The following is a 26,215-nucleotide window of genomic DNA, read 5'->3' on the forward strand; positions in this document are numbered from 1 at the left end:
CCCGCTCTCGCGGATGTTTTTATTAATACGGCCTGTAATTAACGTATTTTATCTAATTTTAAACAGCTTTGAACTAATTTTTCTTTTAGATGTCATTGTTGTATCACAAATGGTTACTTTGATTACAAGGTATAAAAAGATGGTCCTCTATTTTGATTAATTTCTTTTCTGGTCGCGCAAAGCTGGCAGCTACAGCGACTTTAATGCTTATCTCAACGAGCACCCTAGCCACCACAATTATTCCAAACCAACCGACGGTCGCAGCTAAAAGCTTTATCTTAGTCGATCATACTACAGGACAGGTACTCGCTGAGAGTAATGCTCATGACCTGTTAGCGCCTGCAAGTTTAACCAAATTGATGACCAGCTTCATCATTGGACGTGAACTTAAAAATGGTAATATTTCACAAACAGATATGGTTACCATTAGTGAGAATGCCTGGGCAAAAAATTTCCCTGATTCTTCTAAAATGTTTATCGAAGTGGGTAAAGAGATCTCAGTTGCTGATTTAAACCGGGGCATCGTTATTCAATCAGGCAATGATGCTTGTGTCGCCATGGCAGAATATATTGCGGGCACTGAAGATGGCTTTGCTTCAATCATGAATAATGTTGCAGCTGAAATTGGCATGACCAATAGCTATTTTGAGAACAGTCATGGTTTAGATAGCACGCAACATAAAACGACTGCTTATGATATGTCTATTCTTGCTCGAGCCATTATCCACGAAACACCTGAAGAGTACGCTCTTTATAAAGAGAAGTCTTTTACCTTTAATAAGATTAAACAATATAACCGTAACACCCTGCTCTGGGATAAGAGCATGAATGTTGACGGGATGAAGACAGGTCACACGTCACAAGCAGGATACAGTCTAGTTTCATCAGCAACCAAGGATGACATGCGCCTTATTGCTGTGGTTATGGGAGCTAAGAGTGCTCGCAGTCGTGCAAGCGAAAGTAAAAAGATTTTAAATTACGGTTTCCGCTTTTTCGAAACCGTAAATCCATATAAAGCAGGCCATGAGTTTGCTAGCCAAAAAGTCTGGTACGGAAAAACAGACGAAGTTAAACTGGGTATTACAACGGATACACCACTAACCATTCGACGCGGTCAAAGTAAAAACCTTAAAGCAAGCTTTGAGCTTTCTAAAGAGTTAGAAGCACCGATAAGCAAAGGGCAAACGGTCGGCACTGTCTTTATTCAACTTGATGGTAAAGACATTGCTAAATACCCGTTAGTGACCCTTAATGAAGTTGAGCAAGGCAGCTGGTTCAAGCGCACAACTGATTACGTTAAGCAAAGTATTAGTAATTTATTCTAGCCTAAATAACCCAATCTCTCATTGAAGCCACGTTAATCGTGGCTTCTTTATTATCCCTTCCTCAGATTAGCCCTAGCTCATTGCCATGGGATAAGATAAAATATCACCTAATATACTACCTTTCGCTAATCCCTTAGTTTCCTAATGGATAATAGCTTTTTGTGTTGGAGAAAATAATGGACACGAAATTTGACGAAATACTGGACTTTCCTTGTGACTTCGGTTTTAGAATCATGGGCCTTGCGCAAGACGATTTACCAGAACGCGTCAATGAAGTTTTGACGGTGCAAGTACCGGGTGACTTCAAACAACTTCCGGGCCTACGTAAAAGTAAAACAGGCAAATATCACTCAATTTCTTATACAGTGAAGGTGACGAGTAAAGAACACATCGAAACACTATATAAAGAATTATCAGACATCGATATCGTTCGTTACGTTTTATAATTATGCCTACAAAGCCATTAGCACCTGTGCCAGATACATTACTCATTCGCCAATTAGGGCGTCGAGAGTATGAAAGTGTATGGCATGCAATGCAAAACTATACCGATAGCCGCGATAGTAATTCAGCTGATGAAATCTGGTTGGTGGAACACGAACCCGTTTTTACTCAAGGTCAAGCAGGAAAAGAAGAGCATCTGTTACTTCCGGGAGATATACCGGTGGTCAAGGTCGACAGGGGTGGTCAAGTGACTTACCACGGCCCCGGTCAATTAGTTGCTTATTTCTTATTAGACATCCGCCGCTTGAAAATGGGTGTGCGTGATTTGGTTACAGAAATAGAGCAGTCCTTAGTCGAGTTATTAAAAGGCTATGATATTGACGCCTACGCTAAAGCTGATGCGCCCGGTGTGTATGTCGATGAGAAGAAAGTCGCTTCACTTGGACTACGTATTCGTAAAGGCTGTTCATTTCATGGCCTTGCATTAAACGTTAATATGGATTTAGACCCTTTTTTACGAATTAACCCTTGTGGCTATGCAGGGTTAGAAATGGTTCAGGTTAGTGACCTTGGTGGCCCATCCGATATGGCGACCATACAAGACGACTTAACCCGTATCATTGCACAACGTCTCAATTATCAACAGATAGAGACAATTACAGGATTTATGAATGACTAAAATAAAGCAGTCAACCCTAGTTGCTGGCGAGAAATTAAGAGATGCTGATAAGCTCGCTTATATTCCGGTAAAAGTTGTTGAACAAGAAAAAGCAGAAGTACTACGTAAGCCTAAATGGTTACGAGTGAAATTACCCCGCAGCACCGCACGTATTGATGAAATTAAGCAGGCGATGCGTAAGCATGATCTGAACTCGGTTTGTGAAGAGGCTTCGTGTCCAAACCTTTCTGAATGTTTTAATCATGGTACCGCAACCTTTATGATCTTAGGGGCTATTTGTACCCGTCGTTGTCCATTTTGTGATGTTGCCCATGGCAGACCATTACCAGTAAATGCGCAAGAGCCAGCAAAACTAGCGGCAACTATTCGAGATATGAAACTGAAATATGTTGTGATCACATCTGTTGACCGTGATGACTTACGTGATGGCGGAGCACAACATTTTGCCGATTGTGTCCGTGAGATCCGTCAAGCCGTACCTAATATTCGCATTGAAATCTTAGTTCCCGATTTCAAAGGCCGTATGGATAAAGCGCTTGATATCTTGAGCACCGCGCCACCAGACGTATTAAATCACAACCTTGAAACTGCACCGCGTTTATACCGTGAAGTGCGCCCAGGCGCACACTATAAAAACTCGTTAGAGCTACTAAGACGTTTCAAGGAAATGCACCCTGAAGTCACGACTAAATCCGGTCTTATGATGGGATTAGGGGAGACTAACGAAGAAATCGTAGAAGTGTTAAAAGACCTGCGCGCTCACAATGTTGATATGTTGACACTGGGTCAGTACTTACAACCTAGCAAGCATCACTTACCGGTTGTACGTTACGTGCCCCCAGCGGAATTTGATGAGTTAGGTGATGTTGCCAGAGAATTAGGTTTTACCCATGCTGCAAGTGGCCCGATGGTGAGGTCGAGCTATCACGCTGATCTTCAAGCTGCAGGCAAAGAAGTTAAATAATTCAAAAAAAGCAAGCTCTAACGATCTTGCTTTTTTTATGTCAATAAACAGGGCTGGTTAAAATGGCTTCGCAATCCGACCAGCTCAACGAGACTATTAAATTGGTCCGTTACTAGTTACTATTACTTTAGTCTAATTAACAAACGAGTATTACATGAAGTTTTTACCTCAATTATTTGCTAACAATAAACAATGGGCTCATGATACTGAGCAACAAGAACCAGGTTTTTTTAAAGCGCTAAGCGAACAACAAAAACCTGAGTACCTATGGATCGGCTGTGCTGACTCGCGTGTACCAGCCAACCAAATTGTCGGTTTAAAACCGGGGGAGCTTTTCGTTCACCGTAATATCGCTAACACCGTCGTTCACACTGATTTAAACTGCTTATCAGTAATCCAATATGCTGTCGATGTGTTAAAAGTAAAACACATCATCGTGACAGGCCATTATGGTTGTGGTGGTGTTATCGCTGCAATGAGCAATGGCAAATTTGGCCTAATTGATAATTGGCTACGCCATATCAAAGATGTTGAATATAAGCATAAAGAACAATTACGAGCGATTGAAAATATTCCACTACGTCAAGATCGCTTAATAGAGTTAAACGTGATTGAACAAGTAATGAATGTTGCGCAAACTTCAATCGTTCAAGGCGCTTGGGAACGTGGTCAAGAACTACAACTGCACAGCTGGATCTACAGTGTAAAAGATGGTCGCTTACGTGATCTCAACACCTGTATTTCATCATCTGAAGAGGCTATTCCTGTTTATAAAGCAGCGATAAAAAGCTTAGCTGAGTCAGATGCATAAATATTGACTCATTAAAAAGGGGCTATTCATTTGAATAGCCCCTTTTTTTTGTGGGTTTGCTAACTCGGCATAAAGCCCTATAAGCTATTTCTCGTTAAACAACTCAAAGATACTAGAAAAGTCTTTTTCACCGTTATTATGCTTACTATGCATAGCATATAAGCTTAATGCTGCCGAACCTAGTGGTGTCGATGATTTTGATAATTGTGCAGCTTGGGCTGCTAAACCAAGATCTTTTATCATAAGGTCAACCATGAAACCACCTTGGTAGTGATTACTTGCAGGTACATTATCCATGACATTTGGTACAGGGTTGTATAACTCTAAACACCAATTTCGCCCTGAACTTTTTAGCATAATATCAGAAAGAACTTTAGGGTCTAACCCATTATCAATGCCCATTTGCAACGCTTCACTCGTTCCAGCCATCAGCACAGCAAGTAACATGTTATTACAGATTTTTGCCACTTGGCCGGCACCTACATCACCGGCATGAAAGATATTTTTTCCCATATCATTGAGAATCGTTTTTGCTGAGTCAAAATGAGCTGCTTGACCTCCACAAATAAAGCTCAAAGTACCAGCATGCGCGCCACCCACACCACCAGAAACAGGTGCATCAATAAAAGCGATACCTTGCGTTTGAGCTTGTTCGGCTACAGTTCGTGCAGTGGTCGCATCGATAGTGCTAGAGTCAATCAGCAAAGTAGTATCATCAACCACGGACAACAGCCCCTGCTCTCCCAAATACAGCTGTGCAACATGCTTACCAGCCGGTAACATCGTAACGACAAAGTCCACTGATGTCGCTGCTTCATTGGCAGAATCGCTCGCACTAGCGCCCAACGTGACAACGCTATCCATCGCTGCCTGACTTAAATCAAACACTTTGACATCATGACCTGCTTTTACAAGGTTAGACGCCATTGGCCCCCCCATGTTACCCAGACCTATAAATCCTACCTTTGCCATACTGCACTCCTAATCATTATTATTTGTAGCGTATAAAATCCATTGAACATACCTTAAGACCGTCGAACGATTTATTAAAGTAAAGAGCTTAATGGATGCTCTAAATCTGCCCACATTGGACGAAATAAATCATCGATCACTTGGCTATCAACATCATTCACTTGCTGATAGAGCCACTTAGGTTGATTATCTCGATCAATTAACAGAGCACGTACGCCTTCGCTAAATTCGCCCAACTGACCACAACGAACCGACAGACTCAACTCTAATTTAAAACACTCTTCTAGGGTTAACTCAGCCCCAACACTTAATTGGCGTTCTAAAATACATGCAGATACTGCACTGCCATTAGCCAATGAGCGCTGAGCTTTACTCAGCCATTTATCTTGGTTATCTAATGCTAGAATTGCATCAACCACGTCACTCAATGACTCAGGCTTAAGTACCTGATTGATAATGTCCCTATGTTGCGCGATGTTACCTGCAGGGCATAACCCTTGCTTACTTTCACCAACAGTTTGAATCAACGCCGTGACTTGGGCCTCTATCTCATCATGAGACGTTGGCCAGCTTGTCTCAGTCAATTGCGATAAAAATTCACCCTTGCATTGATGAGGTAAGAAGTGGTCAGCTAAACCCACCTCCATGCAATCTGCCGCATTCATTTGCGCGGCAGTTAACCCGAGAAAAAGCCCCAACCTGTCTGGCATTTTATTTAAAAAATAAGTCGCACCCACATCTGGGTAAAGTCCGATACTAATTTCGGGCATCGCAACCTTAGAAGTCTCAGTCACAATACGATGGCTCGCACCAGCCATCAAACCAAGGCCTCCTCCCATTACAAAACCATTACCCCATAAAATTATCGGCTTTGGATAGGTGTGGATTAGATAATCCAAATGATATTCATGAGTAAAAAATTCTTCGACATAGGGCTGCTTGGCTTGCGGGTTTTCAACCATTGCTTGATAAAGCTGCACAATATCCCCGCCAGCACAAAATGCCTTGTCGCCTGCGCCTTCAAGAACAATAGCAACAATCTCAGGGTTATCTTGCCATTGGCTCAGGTGGGTTAATAATGATTCAACCATTGGCTGACTCAACGCATTAAGTGACTTCTCGCTATTTAAAGTCGCCTGCACTATTTGCTTGCCGTCTTGGGTTGGGTGGTACTGATAGAGTACCGCATCAATTGCTGCCATTAGCCATTCACCCATTGTGGTTTACGCTTTTCTAAAAACGCATTAACGCCCTCTTTTTGATCCTGTGTATCAAAAAGCGCCACGAACTTTGCACGCTCCAGTGGTAATGCTGATTGAATGTCACCTTGACGATTCATTTGAATTAATGATTTACACGCTGTAACACTTGATGGCGATTGTTTCGCAACTTTTTCAGCAAGCGCCAGAGCTTCATCAAGGGAAGTCCCCGTGCCTACGACCTCTTCAACTAAACCGATAGCAAGCGCTTTATCTGCTTTTAAGCGTTCACCGCATAAAATCATTCGCTTCGCCCAGCCCTCTCCAACAAGTAGACTCAAGTTTTGTGTACCGCCAGCACAAGGAAGTAAGCCAACAGTTGCTTCAGGAAGAGCCATTTGTGCCTGCTCTTCGGCAATACGAATATCACACGCAAGGGCCACTTCTAATCCCCCGCCCATGGCATAACCATTAATGGCCGCAATGGAAACACCGCGAAAGTTTGATAGGGTTTCAAAAGCTTCACCGAAAATTCGAGACATCGATGAAGCGATGCCTTTATCACCTGACGCAAAGACGTTAAGATCAGCCCCTGCCGAGAAAAATTTATCGCCTTGGCCAGTGATCACTAAGGCATAAATGGATTTATCCTCGTTCAGTTCTAGCACGATATCACGTAGTTGAGTGAGGCTGTCCGCCGTCCATGTATTTGCTGGCGGGTTAGCAATTGTAATAAGTGCAGTATGCTGCTGTTTTGATACCGTTAATAAATCTGTCATGTCTATTCCTTGTTTTTCTGAGAGGTGCTCATATGCTTTTCAACAACTAATAAAGCTGCGCCAAGCAACAATCGTAAAATGTATTAATAGTGAATTAGGTGATTTCGCCACACGCTTCATCGAGGAGTCGTCTTGCAATTATTACACGCATTATTTCATTGGTGCCCTCAAGAATTTGATGAACACGCACATCCCTAAAGTAACGCTCGAGCGGGTATTCTTTGATATAACCATACCCGCCAAATATTTGCAGTGCCTGATCACAGACCGTAAAACCAACATCCGTTGCAAACCGTTTAGCCATTGCACAGTAGACGGTTTTCTCACTGTCATCTTGATCCAATTTGAACGCTGCTAAACGAATCATCTGACGAGCAGCAACCAACTCTGTAGCCATATCCGCTAATTTAAACTGAAGTGCCTGAAATTGGGCTAATGGGCGACCAAACTGCTGACGTTCAAGCATATATTCTTTTGCTGCATCCAGTGCCGCTTGTGCCGTACCAACCGAGCAAGTTGCGATATTAATGCGCCCGCCGTCAAGTCCTTTCATTGCCATTGAAAAGCCTTGCCCCTCTTCGCCTAGCAAATTAGCGACAGGAACACGTACATTCTCAAAGGTTACTAAACGAGTCGGTTGTGCATTCCAGCCTAACTTTTCTTCGGCTTTACCATAGTGAATGCCTTGACTATCAGCAGGCACAGCTATAGCAGAAATTCCTTTAGGTCCAGCGCCGCCAGTTCGTACCATGACGACTAATAAATCAGTTTCTCCGGCGCCAGAGATAAACATCTTCGAACCATTGATAACATAGTCATCGCCATCTCTTTTCGCGCTAGTGGTTAATGACGCAGCGTCCGAGCCAGACCCCGGTTCTGTTAAGCAATAAGATGCTAACTGCTGGCCTGTGGTTAATGTTGGGCACCACTGCTCAACAACAGTTGATGTTCCCCAAGTCGCGACCATCCATGTAGCCATATTATGAATAGTTAGCATCGCTGTCGTTGCAGTACAACCACCAGCAAGTTGCTCAAAAATAATCGCAGCATCAAGACGAGAAAGCCCTAAACCACCGGCTTCCTCTGGTGCATAAATAGCACAAAAACCTAATTCACCGGCTTGTGCCATGACATCTTTAGGAAAGATATGCTCTTGATCCCAACGAGCAGCATGAGGTGCTAACTCTTGATCGGCAAACTGTTTCGCTGTTTCAGCAAACATTTGCTGATCTTGTGACAAATTAAAATTCATTGTTATTATTTTCCCTTTAATTTTGTTAGCACAACATGTTGAGCAGTCATTACTGTTAGTTTGCTATAAGTTAAATCATTTCAACCGCAATGGCTGTCGCTTCACCACCACCAATACATAAACTAGCGATACCTTTACTTAACTGACGCTGCTTTAATGCATGCAATAACGTAACGATAATACGTGAGCCACTAGAGCCTAATGGATGACCTAAAGCACAAGCCCCGCCATTAACATTAACTTTGTTGTGATCAAGCTCTAATGCTTTCATGCCCAGCATAGTTACCATGGCAAAGGCTTCATTAATTTCAAAAAGATCAACATCATTTACCTGCCAACCAGCTTTACTTAAAACCGATTCCATCGCGCCTACTGGTGCAATCGTAAATTCACTTGGCTCTTGCGCATGCGTCGCATGAGCAACAATTTTTGCTAACGGTGCTAGCCCTTGTTTTTTCGCTTCACTGGCTTTCATTATTAATAGTGCTGATGCACCATCAGAGATTGAACTCGCATTAGCAGCCGTTATGGTACCGTCTTTGGCAAAAGCGGGACGCAGGCTCGGAATTTTGTCAACTCGTGCATTACCCGGTTGTTCATCAGTATCAACTACAGTGTCACCTCGGCGACTTGAAATAGTTACAGGTACAATTTCATCAGCAAATGCATTACTCTCAATTGCATGGTTTGCACGTGCTAACGAGGTAATTGCATATTCATCCATCTGTTCACGTGTAAACCCGTTGTCATCCGCTGTCTGCTGAGCAAAGATACCCATCGCCTTACCAGTGTAAGCATCTTCTAGTCCATCAAGAAACATGTGATCTTTCACTTCGCCATGCCCCATACGCATACCAGCGCGAGCTTTTGGTAACATATAAGGAGATAGACTCATGCTTTCCATTCCCCCAGCAACCACTATATTAGCACTGCCAGCAGCAACAAAATCGTGTGCCATCATGACTGCTTTCATGCCAGAACCACAGACCTTGTTAATCGTAGTACAAGGCGTACTTTTTGATAGTCCCGCGTTTAGCGCAGCTTGACGTGCTGGTGCTTGACCTAAGCCAGCAGGTAGTACACAGCCCATAATGACTTCATCTATCTGCTCAATTGCTAAACCAGTATTTTTAACTAACCCTGCAATTGCACTACTGCCTAAACTCGGTGCGTCAACAGTACTTAACGCTCCACCAAAGCCACCCATCGGGGTTCGAAGTGCTTCAACAATTACAATCGGGTCTTGATTAGCCATCAGATATCTCCAGCAACAATAATAAATTTAACATTAATTTATTATTACCCTACATCAATCTTCCGTTTACGCCAACGTAAACTTAAAGTTTTTTTTGGTACTTTAGTCGAGTCGTTAACAATGACAAGTCATAGCTAGCCTGCTCAGCTATAAACAGAGTGATAGTTTTTATAAAAAGAAGATAATTTGAATTAGCGTTTGTGAGAGGAAATATTCGTTGCCTTGCCCCGGTGATGATGTTTAGCATCAACCATTGCATCATTACATAGATCAATCACGTCCATAATATGTTGAGTAGAACGGACAGGCATCCCTTGCATATAATACCAAGTGGCTGTTGTCGTAAGATCAAGTGTGTGACTTGCTACCTGCATTTGTACCATACAATCTTTCACTTTTAATAACAAAGAGCGAACCTGTTCTTGATCAATTGTAGATGTAAACACCACGAACCTATCATTACCAAGATAAATTGGCATTCCAACATTTTTGAAGATATTACAAAGACGACGTGAAAACAGCTCTAACACGATATCTCCCTTATCAATACCTAAGCTTTGATTTACCACGGTAAAATCATCAATATCAATAACAATCAGTCCATAGCGCTGTTTGGGATTTTCAATAACCTTAATCAAATCGAATGCTTTTGCTATCCCATAATCAACATTGCAAAGTCCCGTTAACTGGTCGATTTTCTTATTATCGATTAATGATAGTTTAATCGTACTGCGATATGAATAAATATAAAATGCCGAAAATGACAGCAGTAACAAACTGAGTAATGCCGTTCTCGCAAGGTCTAATTGCCCAACAATATAAGCACTTTTATTTAACTGATTTCTTTCACTTTCAAGCTCTGATTCTTTTTGATTAATCGTACTCTGAAATTGAGCAGCGAGGTATTTTGCTTGGATACCATTTGCTTGTTCATTAAATCGATTAAAGTGAGATAAATATTTTTGGTAAGCATTATGGGCGTCACTGAATTGACCTTTTTTTTCATAATACCTCGCTAGTAAATGGTATGCAGTAAATAAGTCATATTCGTTTTGTGGGCTAGAAAAACCAGCGATAAGCCGGTCTAATAAGCTTTTAGCTCGTTCTAATTTTGATTGGTTCAGTAATGCACCAGCAAGAACCAACTCCATTTGTGGGAGGTTATTTGTTATTGAATGTTCCTTTGCTATAGACAAAGACATTTCAACCAACGCTTGTTGTCTTTGATAGTCTTTTTTATCTGCATACACGAATGAGTAATCGATATAAATGTTGGCTAATAAGACATGAGCATTTATTTTTTTACATAATTCAATCGCGGCAGGAGCGGCTTTTTCTAACTTCCTATAATCAAAGCTAGATGAATAAACATAAAGTAACGCTTGATGAGTATTACATAGCTCGAGTGCTGTACCATCCCGCTCAGCCAACAGCAATGCGTTTTTAATAGCGTTTTCGGCTTCTTCATAATTTCCAGCCTCTAAAAATAAGTGCGATGCTTGTCTGAACGTATCTAATTTATCCTTATAAGATAAATTATCTTGATTTAGTCTGGAGGATAAATTTAAATAATAGAAGCTTGCGTCAATATCAAACTCCGCTCTTGCCCCTGCTGATAACAAATAGTAGATTTTACTCTTAATACTATCTGACACACCTTCTCGTTTAAGAAGAGCCTTTAACTTAGAGTTACCCTCTTCAAACTTTCCAGAATAGAATCCAATCTTAACCTTTAACAGCTCAAGACGAACCTTTTCTTCACTAGTAAACTTATCGAGCGATAATTCAGAAATTTTTTGCTCAGCTATTTCGATACTACTATAAAAGGCTTGCTCAACCTGCTCGAGCTCATAATTTATCGGAGTGTGACTTTTTGAAACAGAGGCTTCATTCTCGCTGACAAAGTAGTTTATATTGATTAAAAATATTGCACCGAATAGTATCGTTGTAAGTATTAGGCTAAATACTTTTTTAGACATTATCGCCATCCCTACAAATACTCAATATGACGGTCATTATGGCTATTGAAATGCACATCACTTCTCATCGCGATAATTTGTTCACATTTTTGTGAGAAGTTAACCCATTCACCTCTATGATACTTCTTAGCATATAATAAGGCATCTTCCGCTTCACCGAGTACCTGTTCTAATAATGTTGCTTCAAAATTGAATTTATCCGTTGGTCTTTCACTCCAACCTACCGTAAAACTAAGAGTCATAGAGTTACTATTGAACTGAATACTTTGACTCAGTTTTACCAATTGAGTAAATAATTCACGTCGCCTCGACTCGTCATGATAAATGTAGATGATTAAAAAGTTATCCCCTTGGTCTCTAATAACAATTCCATTATCTTGAACATTATCAAGGAGGTTTTGGCCAATAGTTCTAAGCAGTTCATCGCCAATCTCATAACTACAAATTTGATTATACTGCATCATGTTATCGATATTAAGACGCAAGCAAGCAAGGCAAAAACTATCATCCATTTGCTGTTCAATAAGCGAGTTAACCTGTTCCATACCAGAGGTAGGGTCGAAACATTGAGTCAGTTGATCTTTTTGCATATTACTACTTAATGCGATGAATTGTTTACGGCGAAGAACAAAGACATAAAATACCAGCACTGATAAAGCAAACACAGCCGAGATAACAGATAACCAGATGATGATTGAATCTTTGTTGTTAAGTAGTGCTTGCTTTTGTTGCTTAGCAGCTAATAAATCATGTTCAGCACTTTCAACTTTAGATTTAAAATCAACCGTTAAAAAAGCATGCTTTTTGGCATTCACTTGTTGCTCAAGTGCTTTAGTGCTCTCAATCAATGTTTTAAAAAGCATCACTTTCTTTTCATCGTCGAATGAAAAAGTTGATAGCTCATAGCGAGCTTGATTAAACACCACTTGCTGTTCTAACGGCTGCTTTAGTACATCAATCGCCATCACACCGCTCAATGCTTGCTGGCGTAATTCAAGGTTTCCAATTTTCTTATAAGCATTAGCTAAAAGGAGTAAAGCACTATTTAACTCAGGCTGGATAGCCGATTGCTGATAAACTTCTACAGCTTGTTCCAACCAAGCTATATGTTCAAGCCAGCGTTTTTTATCGCGATACCAATACGATAGATCAACAAATAGATGGGCTCGTTGAATAAGATACCGCTCATTATTAGGACACGAAATCAGCGCGTTTAGTGCGGCAGGCTTTAACAGTTCAAATTTATTGAAGTGTGCTAGCGTGTTTGTATACAACACCTCAGTACTGCATACACAGTCACGATCTGTAGAAGCTGCTGCCACTGCTTTAGCTTCAATTGCTAAAGCTAATGATTTTTCTTCTTCGCCAACGATGGCATACAGTTTCGTCGCCAACATCAAGTAATCAAGGCGGTGATCTTTTGAAATTAAATTAAGCTCTAACTGTTCAATTTCAAGCAAAAGCGTAAACGCTTTTTTATATTGCTGCTTATGCAATGCGACACGTGTCTGCAAATACAGACTTCTAAAGTAACTAGCAACAGGTAAATTAAAAAATGTAAGCTGCTCTAATACTAATATTGCTTTATCGAATTGCTCGTGGCTAATATGGAACTTTGCTTTTAGTAATAAATATTTTGCCCGCTCTGGCTTGGGTAAATTGGCATAGGATGAGTCTAATTGCTCAATTAAAGACTCCGCGGTATCGGGAGAGGCATCAATATTAGCGATAAGCTGTTGTAACAGCTCCTTTGCGCTCGATGAATTAATACTTTGAGAGGGTTCATTGGCATTGGCAGGCTGAATCAGCTCACTGCCAATTACGACAGTTAAAAACATCAGAAAAAGAAAGGCACATGCTGAGCTGCGGGGAAAAAAATGCATTGCAACGTTTATAATAGCTCACCCTCCATGATTATAGTTAACACTATCAGCCAACTACACGGCTGAATCGAGCTACTATACCACATTGAGGGGGAGAGCTATCAAGCTTTTAACTGTATTTGCCTTGGTTAATTTTCCCAAGGAGTCCTAGATTCAGGGTCATTAAGATCAAATGGTGTAATTTGATAAACATAATAATTTAACCAATTTGTTAACAAGAGGTTAGCGTGACTGCGCCAACATCCTTTAGGTGAATTTTTTGGATTATCCTCTGGGTAATAATTTTGAGGTAAATCAGGAGACTCACCGGCTGCTACATCACGATGGTATTCATCATTAAGAGTTGTGACATTATATTCAGGATGACCGAGTACAAATAAGTTGCGACGATCGTTGCTCACAACAAGGTAAGCTCCCGCCTGGGGTGAGTCTGCCAGAATCTCTAGCTCTGGGTGCCCTCCAATGTCACTCACATTCATTTGCGCAAACCTTGAGTGAGGCACCCAAAATTCATCATCAAAGCCACGTAGTAACGGGTCATGACTCTTACTACGTTGATGTAAAAAGACCCCTGCAATCTTTTCATCTCGAATGCGGCGCTCTAAGCCATATAAATGATAAAACGCAGCATGAGCCGCCCAGCACAAGAATAAAGTCGATGTCACATGCCGCTGTGACCAATCAAACACCGCCTTGATTTGTTCCCAATAACTCACATCATCAAAGTCAATTTGCCCAAGGGGTGCTCCTGTAATGATCAAACCATCGAAGTTTGTTTCTTTAATATCGTTAAAATCACGATAAAACGCATTCATATGGTCTTGAGGGGTATTCTTTGATTCTTTATTGTGAATGCGTAAAAATTCAACATCAACCTGCAACGGAGTATTTGCTAGTAAGCGCAACAATTGAGTTTCCGTTTCAATTTTATTTGGCATTAGATTTAACAATAAAACTTTCATTGGCCGGATTTGCTGACTAATTGCGCGGCTTTCACTCATCACAAAAATATTTTCGCCACGTAAAACATTTTTTGCTGGTATCAAATCGGGAATATTAATCGGCATAACACAACACCCTTGTACATTGTTAATCAATTATTAACTGCAAACTTACAGCAAAGACATCTAGACGTCTATAAATTAATTACATATTTTGAAACAAATCCTTTTTGCATTGTTTATACCAAATATTCAAACTATGCACTGTTTTTACTAGGAATATAATAATGAATAAAAAACCATTAATTGTAGCGGCTCTGACCACTGCAGTACTTGCTGGGTGTAATAGTACGCCAGAGAAAAAAATTATCCAGAAAGCCGATGCTGAATACCAGTGGCTTGAGGAAGTTGAAGGGAAAGCAGCATTAGATTGGGTTAACCAACAAAATGAAGTGGCATTTGCCCAATTAAAATCATCAACAGTTTATAAAGAAAGTGTTAAAGAGACATTAACACTATTAAACTCAAATGACCGTATTGCTTATGCGACTCAATACGGTGATTACCTCTATAACTTTTGGACTGACAAAGATAATCAACGTGGTATTTATCGCCGTACAACACTTGAACAGTATCAGACGGCCAACCCAAAGTGGGAAACTATTTTAGATGTTGATGCATTAGCTAAAGAAGATGGACAAAGCTGGGTGTATAAAGGCATGAACTGTCTATACCCTAACTACAACCGCTGCTTAGTTAAGCTATCACCAGGTGGTACTGACGCCGTTGTCGTACGTGAGTTTGATATTAGTAAAAAAGCCTTTGTTGAAGGCGGTTTTGAACTAGCAGAATCGAAAAGTGATATCAGCTGGCGTGATGAAAACTCAGTATTTGTTGGCACAGACTTCGGTCCTGGCAGCATGACTGATTCAGGCTACCCAGCCATCGTTAAAATTTGGGAACGTGGCACACCACTTTCAAGTGCTCAAAAAGTTTACCAATCAGAAAAGTCTTCAGTTGCTGCTAGCGGTTACAGCATGCGCAGTGGCGATACCACTGTAGATGTTATCTACGATGCAACATCTTTCTATTCAAGCAAAGTGTTTGTGTTAGATAATGGAAAGAAAGTACAGTTACCTATCCCTAAAGACGCTGGTTTAAGTGCTTTCTTAAACGATGAACTATTCATCAAACTAAAAAGCCCATGGACCGTAAATGGCCAAACCTTTACCCAAGGCAGTGTTATTCACGCCCCTCTAACAGCAATTTTAAAGGGTAACGCGCAATACAAGACGCTAATCGCTTCTTCTGATAGCTTATCAATCTCTTCAATTCGTACGACTAAAAGTGCGTTATTGGTCACTGTATTAGATAATGTAAAATCTAAAGTCCTTCGTTTTACCAAATCACAAGGCAGCTGGAATTCAAACCCAGTAAACATTGATGACAAAGGTAGCATTAGCGTCTTTAACACCAATGAACTCAGTGATGACTTTTTCCTAAACTACACCAGTTTCCTTAAGCCAAGTACACTGTACAAAGTTGATGGCAACAGCGGAAAACTAACCCAGTTAAAAGCACAAAAATCACAATTTAACAGCGATGATTTAGTGACGGAACAATTTTGGGCAACCTCAAAAGATGGCACTAAAGTTCCTTATTTCGCCATCATGAAAAAAGACATCGACTTAAATGGTAAAAACCCAACTTTACTATATGGTTACGGTGGTTTTGAAGTCTCATTAAAACCAAGCTACTCAGCGACTTTAGGTAAAAACTGGTTAGAAAAAGGGGGAGTTTACATCCTATCTAACATCCGTGGTGGTGGTGAATTTGGTCCTCGTTGGCACCAAGCAGCACTAAAAACAAATCGTCATAAAGCTTATGAAGACTTTGAAGCCATTGCGCAAGACCTTATCGACCGTAAAATCACTTCACCTGACCATTTAGGTATTCAAGGTGGCAGTAACGGTGGTCTACTAATGGGAGCTGCATTTACTCGTCGTCCAGACCTTTACAATGCTGTTGTCTGTCAAGTGCCATTGCTTGATATGAAGCGCTATACCAAGCTGCTTGCTGGTGCAAGTTGGGCTGCTGAGTATGGCGATCCGGACAAACCAGAAATGTGGGATTACATCAAAACTTACTCACCATTCCATAATCTAGATGCTGAAACGGACTACCCAAAAGTGTTCTTCACGACATCAACTAAAGACGATCGTGTTCACCCTGCTCACGCACGTAAGATGGTAGCTAAAATGCAAGACTTAGGTCATGATGTTTACTACTTCGAAAACATGGAAGGTGGTCATGCTGGCGCTGCTGACAATACTCAAAAAGCTGAAATGTATAGCTTAATCTATAGCTACTTATGGCAGCAATTAAACTAATTCTTATTAGAAATGTTTAAACTAAACCAAAAGCCGATTAATGTATTTAATCGGCTTTTTTTATTGAAAGCTACACTTGAATACTAACAGGTTGTCAATTCTAAGAGCGCTTCCTAATCCACCTCAGCGGTCATTTAGTGTTGGGCATAGCTTATCGCTAGGCTTGCTCAAGGACCATTTCATCAATAGCTTGCAATAATGTATCACTCGATTGTTCCATTTGCGCAATTTCATCAATAATTGCATTACGGACACTTTTATCTTGTTGCCAATCTTGCTGCAACATTGCAAACGCCTGATGTACAGTCTGATGTAAGTTAATATGCGGTTGCTCTATTTGCGCAAAAGCCTGTGTCTCACTGAAAGTATCGCTGCCCTCACCATAATACCATTGGCCAAACAAACTATCGCGATGATCAATAAGCGATAAATCAATGCTGCCTTGTTCTTCTGAATTGGATAGTCCGCGATACGCATTTTGTTTATACACAATTAAGTCAACTTTACTCAATGAACCAGCAGTTTGCCGTTTAGCGGCGGCTGCAAACCCAGTAGTTTGTTCAGCCGTATGAAGCAAAGTCGAAATGCTTGTTTGCATATCGTCAATCAGCCCATTAGCTTTTGACGTGAGCTCAATAGATTGTTCAGCTTGGGCAGTGATGGTATTCACACGCTCTGAAAATGAGCCGATAATTAACGCAATTTCATCTGCAGTTTCTTTTGTCCGCAAGGCCAACGCTTTCACCTCATCAGCCACCACGGCAAAACCCCTTCCGTGAACACCTGCACGTGCCGCTTCAATCGAGGCATTTAATGCTAGTAAGTTCGTTTGATCAGCAATTGAAGTGATGGTTGATAGTGCTTTTGAAATCGCACTACTATCCTGATTGAGAACACTCACCACCTCAGATGCCTCGGTCACATTATCAGTAATAGTGCTCAAGGAGTAAGAAATATTGTCCACCGCAATTTTAGTATTTTTAGCCGATGAATTATTTTCAACAGCGAGTAAACCCACTTGATTGATTTGTTCATTGACTCGGTTTAAGTCCATCTGGCTTCCCTGTAAATCTTTAATCAAATGTTCAGTATTATGCAAATACAGTTTACTGGTTAACTCGTTACGTGAAATAAACTGTACATTGTCATGCATCGCATCCAATGAACGATTGATATGTTCAAGAGACGATTTTAATAGCCCCGGTAACGCTGTTGGGAATGTAGGGCGGGAAAAATCATTTCTAGCCGCATACTCAAAACAGGTATTAACCTCGTTAAAGTAATTTTCTAGAATGTCCATAAACTCATTAAGTTCCCAGGCTATTTTTCCAACTTCACCTAATCCTTTCGTTCCTGTCACCCGTGAACCCAGTTGCCCTTGATTTGCTTTAATTAAGACCCCGTTAACCAAATCTAATGTCATTAAATACGTATTAAATCGTTGATAAGTAAGCAGACATAGCGCAATAAGTATCATCAGGCCCAAGCACACCAATAAATTAAAGCCTGTACTCAACCAAGTATAAGCAAACATAGCGCCACCAATTGTGCTAATCAGCCCCATTGCCCAAGCCACTTGAGTGCGTAACAGAGGAATATTTGTATACGACTTTTGTTTTTTTGAGATACGTGAAGACTTACGCTTAGTAACCATCATTCTGCCCCGCCATTTTCTTGAAATAAATCAATCACAAAATGCTGATATAGCGAATTTCGCTCGGCTAATTCTTCTTCAAAATAAGCTAGTGATAGCTCTTCACCACGCTTTTTATTGGGCGTACTCGCTTCTATACTGCACATCTTTTGGTAGATAGGTTTAATCACTTCAACGGCTGCACTTGGTGGCTTGCGACGGACGGATAAAAAGCCGCAGTGTTTACCTTGCTCATCAAACTCAGGAGTAATATTGGCAAAAACCCAATAATAACTCCCGTCAGAGCAAAGGTTTTTAACATAGCCAAAAAATTCTTGCCGTTGTTTTAACTGCTCCCACATCATTCGATACACACCTCTGGGCATATCAGGGTGCCTAATAATATTATGGTTTTGGCGCATCACTTGATGCTCGGCGAAAAGGGAGATCTCCATAAAGGTTCGATTAACATAAGTTATCTCTCCTTTTAAGTTAGTTTTACTCACAATAAATTCATCTTGATCTAACAAGACTTGCTCTTCACGAGCAACTACCTGACCACGCATAGATTACAACTTAAGACTATTGAATGATGTGTATATTACTCAATTAGCATTAAACAATATACGAATAGCGCAAGCGGATTGAAGCACAGTTGATCTGCATCAACTTATGATATTGATTATCATTTAAAGAATTGTAATTTGAAAGTGTTTGTATTATTTATAAAAAAATAAGGGCTATTATTAGACAATAACCCTCTGTTATTTAAGGTTACGTGCCTAAGCAGAATACGCTTGTTTACGTTTATCGTAATCAACAACAACATCATTAATCACAGCAGCATCAAACTCGCGTAAACCGCTTAATGCCATTTTCTTTTCACCATGGCCTACAACTTCATCACCCACTTTAAAGCAAAATTGTAATGTGGCACGACCACGTTTACCATTAACTTCCAGCTTCGTCTCGGTAATTTCTAACGTTGGATTGACAAAATCTAAGCGCTCTAAATCAATTGACATACTTTCATAAATTACCAAAGGACGCGCAGGATTGATCATCGCATTCTCTTGCTCCATTAACGGTACTAATATATGTGGGAATGTATGCCCCGAAAACGCAACATATTGCTCAGCCAATGAACTGGCCAGCTCGCTTTCCTTATTCAACTCGCCGCTGCGGCTAATTGATAAATACTCTTTGTCATTTTCATCAACCACACTGATTTCATCCGCCTCTTGGCAAGAAAAGCCTAAGTTAACACCCTCTGTTACCATGCCAGAAAAAGTAAATTGCATTTTTTTACTCACGCCCAATTTAGCCAGCGCAATAGAAAACAATAAATCCCCCGGCACACAAAACTTTTTCGTTTCGATATCATGCAGCGGGTTAAAGTCCCCAGCGATATCTTTAGCAAAGTGACTTGCTTGCTCACGAGTAAAACAAAAGCCGTTATCAATAGCCGGCGTGCTAGAGTAAAATTCATTGATATTCATAGAAAAATTCTTAATAGATTCATAAAGGCGGGATTAGCGCAAATTAACACAAGCCCCCCTTTCAACCGCTCAATCAACTCATATTAATAGCGCACAACTGATTAGCAGCTGTTATTAATATAAGTTATTAAGCGCCAAAAACAAAAAAGGAGGCATCAGAGCCTCCATTTTAACGCATAAACTTAGCCAGTTTATAGGCGACGCCAACTGGTAACACCAGCACTGTCTTCTAACACAATCCCTAAAGCGGTTAATTCATCACGCGCCGCATCGGCCGCCGCCCAATCTTTATTAGCACGCGCCTCGTTACGTTTAACGATTAATGCTTCAATTTGAGCAACATCATCTGACTCGCTTGCATCACCTTGTAAAAAGCTAATAGGGTCTGACTGTAGCACACCTAGAACGCTACCAAGCTCAATTAAGATAGCCGCAAGCTCAGCTGCTTTCTTCTCATCTTCCTCTTTACAACGGTTAATCTCTTTTGCCAGCTCAAATAACACCGGTAATGCTTCTGGGGTATTAAAGTCGTCATCCATCGCCGTTTTAAAGCGTGTTACATAATCACTGTCGCGATCAACTGTCTCAGCGGGTGTTACACCACGCAATGCCGTATATAAGCGCTCAAGTGCAGCGCGGCCTTGGTGTAAATTGTCTTCAGAATAGTTCAACTGACTGCGGTAATGACCATTTAATAAGAAGAAACGAATCGTTTCAGCATCAAACACTTTAAGTACATCAGCGATGGTAAAGAAGTTGCCTAAAGATTTAGACATCTTCTCTTTATCCACTTGCACCATGCCTGAATGCATCCAGGTATTTACGTAGTTTGTGCCATGAGCACAACATGATTGCGCCACTTCATTTTCATGATGTGGGAAGGTTAAATCAGAACCACCGCCATGAATATCAAAGGTTTCACCTAAGTGCTTGGCATTCATTGCAGAACATTCAATGTGCCAACCCGGACGACCATCACCCCACGGTGAACTCCAGCTCGGCTCACCCGGCTTAACCATTTTCCATAATACGAAGTCCATTGGGTTGCGTTTATCTTGAACCACATCAACACGGGCACCCGCTTGCAGGTTATCAAGATCTTGGCCACTTAACTTACCGTAATCCGCAAAGCTTGGCACCGAGAACAACACATCACCGTTGTCAGCCACATAAGCGTGTTCACGTTCAATTAAGCGCTCGATAATCGCGATAATTTCATCAATATGAGTTGATACACGCGGCTCAATGTCCGGTTCAACCATATTCAATGACTTAAAGTTGTCATGCATAATTGCAATAAAACGCTCAGTCAGCTCACCAATGGTCTCTCCATTTTCATTAGCACGGGCAATGATTTTGTCATCAACATCGGTAATGTTACGCACATAAGTCACGTCGTAGCCGCTAAAACGTAGATAACGAACGATAGTATCAAAGAAAACATAAGTTCTACCGTGACCAATATGACAGTAATCATAAGTCGTTACACCACACACATACATACCAACCTTGCCGGGAACAAGGGGCTTAAAAACATCTTTTTGGCGCGTAAGCGTGTTGTAAATCGATAGCATCTGGAAATATTTCCTTGAATATAGAATCTGAAAAAAGCAAGTTTATCAGCTGCCCCGCACTGCCTCAATTGTTTAGCGGCTAATATCAGTAAAAATTCATAGAAAAGGACAATTTTAGGCCTTAATTCAAGCAGCGGCTTTGCCAAGTCAGAGAAACAAGGTAAAATTAGGCCGAATTTAAATTTATTTAAGGCTAGTAATCATGATTACACTTACAACAAACCACGGTCAGATCAAAATTGAAACTTTTGCTGACAAAGCACCAGAAACAGTAGCAAACTTCGAACAATACGTTAAAGATGGTTTTTACGACGGTACTATTTTCCATCGCGTCATCGATGGCTTCATGGTTCAAGGTGGTGGTTTCGCTTCTGGTATGGAAGAAAAAGTGACTCGCGACCCAGTAAAAAATGAAGCAAACAACGGTCTTGAGAATAAAATCGGTACCCTAGCAATGGCGCGTACACAAGATCCACATTCAGCAAGCGCACAGTTTTTCATTAACGTGTCTAACAATGACTTCCTAAACTTCCAAAATGAGTCTACTCAAGGTTGGGGTTACTGTGTATTTGCTCAAGTCGTTGAAGGCATGGACATTGTCGATAAGATTAAAGCGGTAAGCACAGGTAACTACGGCTACCATCAAGACGTGCCAGTTGATGAAGTAATCATCGAAAAAGCAGAATTAAGCTAAGCGCTAGCAAACCTCTGCCTCAAGGTGCTAAATTATCCTATTTATACCAATTTCGTTAATTAAGTGACCAGATCATTAATGGAATTGGTATTAGCACCTTCTTTATTTTAAGCCACAGATCTTATCTCATGCCAAAAACCTTATTTATAGCCGACTTACACCTAAGTGACGACAGAACCGACATTAGCGATTTATTTTGTCACTTTCTTGCCCATAACGCCGTTGGTGCTGATGCGCTATATATTCTAGGTGATTTATTCGAAGTTTGGTTTGGCGACGATAACCCCAACCCATTTAATTATCAGATAGCGGCCGCGATTAAACAGCTCGCCGATACTGGTGTCCCAGTTTACTTTATTCATGGTAATCGCGACTTCACCGTTGGCAAACGTTTTGCTAAAGCCAGTGGTATGACTATTTTGCCTGAAAAAATGGTCATAGACCTTTATGGTCACAACGCGCTGATCATGCATGGCGATAGTTTATGTACTCTTGATGTTGCCTACCAAAAATTTAGAAAAAAGAGCCGAAAAAAATGGTGGCAAGCCATTATGCTGTCCCTACCGCTGTTTTATCGTCAAAAATTGGCCAATGATGCACGAAAACGTTCACAAGAAAATAATAAAGAAAAATCACAAACTATTATGGATGTGACGCAAAGTGAAGTGGTAAGTGAAATGCAAACATTCAATGTTGATTTATTAATTCATGGCCACACTCATCGCCCGAACCGTCACAATTTCGATGTCGAAGGCAAAACGTTCGAGCGTATCGTGCTGGGTGACTGGTATGAACAAGGCAGTTTATTAGAAGTGACCCCGCAAGGTATGAGCTTAATCAATCAAGCATTTTTAGCCAACGATTAAGTAAATCCCATAAATAAAATTTACTTTAGGGAACCCAATGGCTATTATGCCATCCAAGTTCTACACAGCGTTGTTATAAATTGAGGAAAAATGAGTCTTAAGCCATTATCTAAGCTACTGTTTGTAGCATCACTAGCGATTACATTACCGTCTTGTGCCTTTGTTGACTGGTTAGTTTACAAGCAAGATTTACCTCAAGGTAACTTTCTAGAACAAAAAGATATCGATAAATTGCGTATCGAAATGAGTAAAGAACAAGTCGCTTACTTAATCGGTCGCCCTGTCGTTGATGACACTTTTGGTGGTGATACATGGCGTTATGTTTATCACTTTAAATCAGGCCGTAATGCAGAAATTACATATCGAGAATTGATTTTAACCTTTAAAGGCAACAAATTAGTTACTGCGGCAGGTGATTACAAAGTCAGTGAAGACTTTAATACGCCAATCGAGAAATAAATAACTCAAGCACACACACAAAAGCCGCTTCAAAATGAAGCGGCTTTTTATTGGCAGGGTAGTTTACGCCACCGCTATTCTTCTTTTTTGCGTTTCGCGTTAACACGGCCACCAGTGATTTTATCGGCGCGTCCTTCTTCTTTCGCTTTCTCAGCACGCTTTAAACGCGCGGCTTTAGGATCGGCAATCAGCGGGCGATAAATTTCAATACGGTCACCATCACGACAAGTATCGGTTAATTTCACACTACGATTAAACACCCCAACTTTGGGCTTAGTAAAATCTTCCTGTGGGAAATGCTGTTCAATGCCTGATTGCGCGATAATCTCGGCCACCGTCAGCTGTTCATCGACACTCAACTCAATCACTTTTTGCTTCTGTGGCAGCGCGTAAACCACCAGTACACTTATTTGGTTAGCCATAAACAACCTTTGCTCGCTCAGTAAACGCCGCTACCATATTAATCACTAAATCTTTAAACACCTTACCAAAGGCAATTTCAGCTAACTTGTTGCTAAATTCAAACTCTAAATCCAGTGATACTTTACAGGCATTATCATCAAGCGCCGTAAACTGCCAACCACCTTGTAGCGACTTAAACGGGCCATCAACCAAACGCATATCTACGCGCTCGTTCGCCACCAAGGTATTACTGGTGGTAAAGGTCTTGCTAATCCCCGCTTTAGCAACGTCGACACTCGCGGTCATCACATTACCATCAACAGAAATAATTTTACTGCCAACACAACCGGGTAAAAACTGCGGATATGATGCAACATCATTAACTAAATCATACATTTGAGCAGCACTAAACATCACCAAAGCACTGCGATTAACTTGAGCCATTTTTCTTCCCTTTGTCATTCGGCGCTATCATACCATAGCCACCTCAAATGCTTAAAGCGGCTCAATCACTAAATCCCTTGCTTGACTAACATTTACTGGTAAACTTAACCCAATTTTAAGACGCTTTGATGCCTTTCTCATGGACAATTCCATGACTTTTCAATCGCTAAATGCGTCGTGTTAATCGAGTAAAAAGAGTTATATGGCCAAGCATAAAGGTAAAAAACCGGGTGGCGGCAACATTGCCAAAAATAGAAAAGCGACCCACGAGTATAAAATTTCAGAGAAAACCGAAGGCGGACTAGAGCTACAAGGCTGGGAAGTTAAAGCAATGCGCATTGGTAAGGTGAACTTATCCGATGCCTATGTGATCATTCAAAACGGTCAAGCATTATTGTTAGGTTGTCACATTACACCGCTGAACACGGCTTCAACCCATGTCCATTGTGATCCGGAGCGTCCACGTCGTTTATTATTAAATCGTCGTGAAATTGACAAGCTTCAAGGCTTAGTTGAACGCCAAGGTTTTGCGATTATCGCCTTGAATTTATACTGGAAAGGGCCATGGGCGAAAGTCGAAATCGGCCTAGGTAAAGGTAAACAAGAACACGATAAACGTGAAGACGGTAAGTCTCGCGACTGGGAACGTGAAAAATCACGCGTAATGAAAGACTCATTACGCTAAACTGGGCATAAATCACTCAGTTAGCCATTTCTATGGTTGCTCTATTGCAGTGCAGCGCGTAGAATGAAGTTATCGCTTTGGGGGCGATTTAGGATTCGACGAGATTCTTGAAACCCAAGGTGCATGCCGAGGGGCGGTTGGCCTCGTAAAAAGCCGCACTTAAACTATTCGCAAACGACGAACAGTACTCTCTAGCCGCTTAGGCCGCTAGCTTTCCACTCAGGTGTTTCTTGTGCGCAGAGATTCGGAAAGTCACCCAACACAGGATCGCGTGGAAACTTCGTCTGTAGTTGAAACGTTAAAACTAATCAGGCTCGCCAAAGTTAATCCTGTCTGTCGGAGTAGCTGCGGTTAACTAAAAGACATGACTAAGCATGTAGTACCGAGGATGTAGGTTTTTCGGACGCGGGTTCAAATCCCGCCGCCTCCACCACATTCGGGTCTGTTACCGCAGACCTTAAAAAGCCCCGTCGCTCTATGAGTGACGGGGCTTTTTCAATTCTTAGGATAACACCCTTCTAACAGCTTAGGCACTGCGCTTCACCAAACTAAAAACAAACCAAGCAATTGGTAATGCTGACAGCGGAGCTACTAGATCAGAAAGCCAGATTTCGCTTCCAGCACCGAAAAAGAATGCCAGTGCAGCCCATAGAGCTATGGAATATAAACCACAAACTATGACACAAAATTTAGCATGCTGTTCTTTGAGCATAAGGCCAAGAAATGTAGCTGATACTATAGTCGGAAGTATAAACCCACTGAATGCTGCAATGTCATCAAAAATGGGACTGCGCACGAACCCCTTTTGACTTGCTTGATCTGTAAAGACTAGACCAATGATGTCATATAACACACCAATAGAACCGTGATATGAAATATAATAAATTAACGCGCCAACTATGACCGCGATTACGCTTCTCATATTCACCTAACAGATAATTAGACTCCCTCTCCCAATTGCTATACTTATCAAGCAATTGTTATTAAATATAATTTGGAGTCTCAAAAGATGAACAATACTACAGTTGGTGTCGATTTGGCAAAAGATGTTATTCAAGTCTGTGTATTCTCAAAGAATAAGGTGCT

24 protein-coding genes, 1 other RNA gene and 1 pseudogene are annotated in these 26,215 nt (G+C 41.0%); 11 read left to right on the forward strand and 15 right to left on the reverse strand.

Going from position 1 to position 26,215, the window contains the following annotated elements:
* Window positions 1-155: 155 nt before the first annotated feature.
* The 5 genes from Q8W26_RS08855 to can all read left to right on the forward strand — a co-directional run bounded on the left by Q8W26_RS08855 (window position 156) and on the right by can (window position 4,223).
* Window positions 156-1,325, forward strand: a complete 1,170-nt coding sequence (locus tag Q8W26_RS08855) for a serine hydrolase (RefSeq protein WP_370694271.1) — start codon at window positions 156-158, stop codon at window positions 1,323-1,325.
* Window positions 1,326-1,501: 176 nt separating this feature from the next.
* A complete protein-coding gene (gene ybeD / locus Q8W26_RS08860) occupies window positions 1,502-1,771 on the forward strand; it encodes a DUF493 family protein YbeD (RefSeq protein ID WP_101215186.1) in 270 nt (89 codons plus the stop codon).
* A gap of 26 nt (window positions 1,772-1,797) precedes the next feature.
* Window positions 1,798-2,448, forward strand: a complete 651-nt coding sequence (gene lipB / locus Q8W26_RS08865; protein WP_370694272.1) for a lipoyl(octanoyl) transferase LipB — start codon at window positions 1,798-1,800, stop codon at window positions 2,446-2,448.
* Window positions 2,441-3,412 (forward strand): lipoyl synthase, encoded by a 972-nt coding sequence (lipA, locus tag Q8W26_RS08870; protein WP_101215184.1) that lies wholly within the window; start codon window positions 2,441-2,443, stop codon window positions 3,410-3,412. Before lipB ends, lipA begins: the two co-directional genes overlap by 8 nt.
* Before the next feature lie 154 nt (window positions 3,413-3,566).
* Window positions 3,567-4,223, forward strand: coding sequence for a carbonate dehydratase (can, locus tag Q8W26_RS08875; protein ID WP_101215183.1), 657 nt, complete (start codon window positions 3,567-3,569; stop codon window positions 4,221-4,223).
* 84 nt (window positions 4,224-4,307) lie between these two features.
* On the opposite strand, the gene mmsB is transcribed toward can, so the two are convergent.
* The 8 genes from mmsB to metA form a co-directional block, all read right to left on the reverse strand.
* Window positions 4,308-5,195 carry a 3-hydroxyisobutyrate dehydrogenase gene (mmsB, locus tag Q8W26_RS08880; RefSeq protein WP_101215182.1) on the reverse strand — a complete coding sequence of 296 codons (888 nt, stop codon included), beginning with the start codon at window positions 5,193-5,195 and terminating at the stop codon, window positions 4,308-4,310.
* Between the two features lie 74 nt (window positions 5,196-5,269).
* A complete protein-coding gene (locus Q8W26_RS08885) occupies window positions 5,270-6,397 on the reverse strand; it encodes an enoyl-CoA hydratase/isomerase family protein (RefSeq protein ID WP_101215256.1) in 1,128 nt (375 codons plus the stop codon).
* Window positions 6,397-7,173 carry an enoyl-CoA hydratase gene (locus Q8W26_RS08890; protein ID WP_101215181.1) on the reverse strand — a complete coding sequence of 259 codons (777 nt, stop codon included), beginning with the start codon at window positions 7,171-7,173 and terminating at the stop codon, window positions 6,397-6,399. Before Q8W26_RS08890 ends, Q8W26_RS08885 begins: the two co-directional genes overlap by 1 nt.
* 94 nt (window positions 7,174-7,267) lie before the next feature.
* A complete protein-coding gene (locus Q8W26_RS08895; protein WP_101215180.1) occupies window positions 7,268-8,425 on the reverse strand; it encodes an acyl-CoA dehydrogenase family protein in 1,158 nt (385 codons plus the stop codon).
* A gap of 70 nt (window positions 8,426-8,495) precedes the next feature.
* Window positions 8,496-9,680 (reverse strand): acetyl-CoA C-acyltransferase, encoded by a 1,185-nt coding sequence (locus Q8W26_RS08900; protein ID WP_101215179.1) that lies wholly within the window; start codon window positions 9,678-9,680, stop codon window positions 8,496-8,498.
* 191 nt (window positions 9,681-9,871) lie between these two features.
* On the reverse strand, window positions 9,872-11,659 hold the full coding sequence (locus Q8W26_RS08905) for a diguanylate cyclase domain-containing protein (RefSeq protein ID WP_305473128.1): 1,788 nt from the start codon (window positions 11,657-11,659) through the stop codon (window positions 9,872-9,874).
* A gap of 11 nt (window positions 11,660-11,670) precedes the next feature.
* The gene (locus tag Q8W26_RS08910) at window positions 11,671-13,542 is read right to left on the reverse strand and encodes a diguanylate cyclase domain-containing protein (RefSeq protein ID WP_101215177.1); all 1,872 of its coding nucleotides are present in this window, start codon (window positions 13,540-13,542) and stop codon (window positions 11,671-11,673) included.
* Window positions 13,543-13,670: 128 nt separating this feature from the next.
* Window positions 13,671-14,609 (reverse strand): homoserine O-succinyltransferase, encoded by a 939-nt coding sequence (gene metA, locus Q8W26_RS08915; protein ID WP_101215176.1) that lies wholly within the window; start codon window positions 14,607-14,609, stop codon window positions 13,671-13,673.
* A gap of 161 nt (window positions 14,610-14,770) precedes the next feature.
* Between metA and Q8W26_RS08920 the strand changes: the two genes are divergently transcribed.
* The gene (locus Q8W26_RS08920; RefSeq protein ID WP_101215175.1) at window positions 14,771-16,873 is read left to right on the forward strand and encodes a prolyl oligopeptidase family protein; all 2,103 of its coding nucleotides are present in this window, start codon (window positions 14,771-14,773) and stop codon (window positions 16,871-16,873) included.
* 157 nt (window positions 16,874-17,030) lie between these two features.
* Here Q8W26_RS08920 and Q8W26_RS17925 read toward each other — a convergent pair.
* From Q8W26_RS17925 to cysS, 4 genes and pseudogenes are all read right to left on the reverse strand, one after another.
* Window positions 17,031-17,741, reverse strand: a pseudogene (locus Q8W26_RS17925) (methyl-accepting chemotaxis protein); the annotation flags it as partial.
* A gap of 785 nt (window positions 17,742-18,526) precedes the next feature.
* Window positions 18,527-19,072: a PAS domain-containing protein gene (locus Q8W26_RS08930; protein ID WP_101215173.1), complete on the reverse strand. Its 546-nt coding sequence runs from the start codon at window positions 19,070-19,072 to the stop codon at window positions 18,527-18,529.
* Window positions 19,073-19,288: 216 nt separating this feature from the next.
* The gene (locus Q8W26_RS08935) at window positions 19,289-20,005 is read right to left on the reverse strand and encodes a DUF3581 family protein (RefSeq protein WP_101215172.1); all 717 of its coding nucleotides are present in this window, start codon (window positions 20,003-20,005) and stop codon (window positions 19,289-19,291) included.
* Between the two features lie 191 nt (window positions 20,006-20,196).
* Window positions 20,197-21,579, reverse strand: a complete 1,383-nt coding sequence (gene cysS / locus Q8W26_RS08940; RefSeq protein ID WP_101215171.1) for a cysteine--tRNA ligase — start codon at window positions 21,577-21,579, stop codon at window positions 20,197-20,199.
* Window positions 21,580-21,781: 202 nt separating this feature from the next.
* Here cysS and Q8W26_RS08945 point away from each other — a divergent pair, with 202 nt between their 5' ends.
* The 3 genes from Q8W26_RS08945 to Q8W26_RS08955 all read left to right on the forward strand — a co-directional run bounded on the left by Q8W26_RS08945 (window position 21,782) and on the right by Q8W26_RS08955 (window position 23,598).
* On the forward strand, window positions 21,782-22,273 hold the full coding sequence (locus Q8W26_RS08945) for a peptidylprolyl isomerase (RefSeq protein WP_101215170.1): 492 nt from the start codon (window positions 21,782-21,784) through the stop codon (window positions 22,271-22,273).
* Between the two features lie 128 nt (window positions 22,274-22,401).
* The gene (gene lpxH / locus Q8W26_RS08950) at window positions 22,402-23,139 is read left to right on the forward strand and encodes a UDP-2,3-diacylglucosamine diphosphatase (protein ID WP_101215169.1); all 738 of its coding nucleotides are present in this window, start codon (window positions 22,402-22,404) and stop codon (window positions 23,137-23,139) included.
* 90 nt (window positions 23,140-23,229) lie between these two features.
* Window positions 23,230-23,598, forward strand: a complete 369-nt coding sequence (locus Q8W26_RS08955; RefSeq protein ID WP_101215168.1) for an outer membrane protein assembly factor BamE — start codon at window positions 23,230-23,232, stop codon at window positions 23,596-23,598.
* A gap of 74 nt (window positions 23,599-23,672) precedes the next feature.
* Here the strand turns inward: Q8W26_RS08955 and Q8W26_RS08960 are convergent, their stop codons facing one another.
* On the reverse strand, window positions 23,673-24,020 hold the full coding sequence (locus tag Q8W26_RS08960; protein ID WP_101215167.1) for an RnfH family protein: 348 nt from the start codon (window positions 24,018-24,020) through the stop codon (window positions 23,673-23,675).
* Entirely contained in the window at window positions 24,013-24,444 is a 432-nt protein-coding gene (locus tag Q8W26_RS08965) for an SRPBCC family protein (RefSeq protein WP_101215166.1), read from the reverse strand. Before Q8W26_RS08965 ends, Q8W26_RS08960 begins: the two co-directional genes overlap by 8 nt.
* Window positions 24,445-24,646: 202 nt before the next feature.
* On the opposite strand from Q8W26_RS08965, the gene smpB reads away from it, so the two are divergent.
* Window positions 24,647-25,129 (forward strand): SsrA-binding protein SmpB, encoded by a 483-nt coding sequence (smpB, locus tag Q8W26_RS08970; RefSeq protein ID WP_101215165.1) that lies wholly within the window; start codon window positions 24,647-24,649, stop codon window positions 25,127-25,129.
* Window positions 25,130-25,208: 79 nt separating this feature from the next.
* Window positions 25,209-25,562: a transfer-messenger RNA gene (ssrA, locus tag Q8W26_RS08975) on the forward strand.
* Between the two features lie 93 nt (window positions 25,563-25,655).
* Here the strand turns inward: ssrA and Q8W26_RS08980 are convergent.
* Entirely contained in the window at window positions 25,656-26,051 is a 396-nt protein-coding gene (locus Q8W26_RS08980; protein ID WP_101215164.1) for a hypothetical protein, read from the reverse strand.
* Between the last annotated feature and the right edge of the window lie 164 nt (window positions 26,052-26,215).

The sequence above is a fragment of the Psychrobium sp. 1_MG-2023 genome (assembly GCF_030689115.1).
Taxonomy (GTDB): Bacteria; Pseudomonadota; Gammaproteobacteria; order Enterobacterales; family Psychrobiaceae; genus Psychrobium.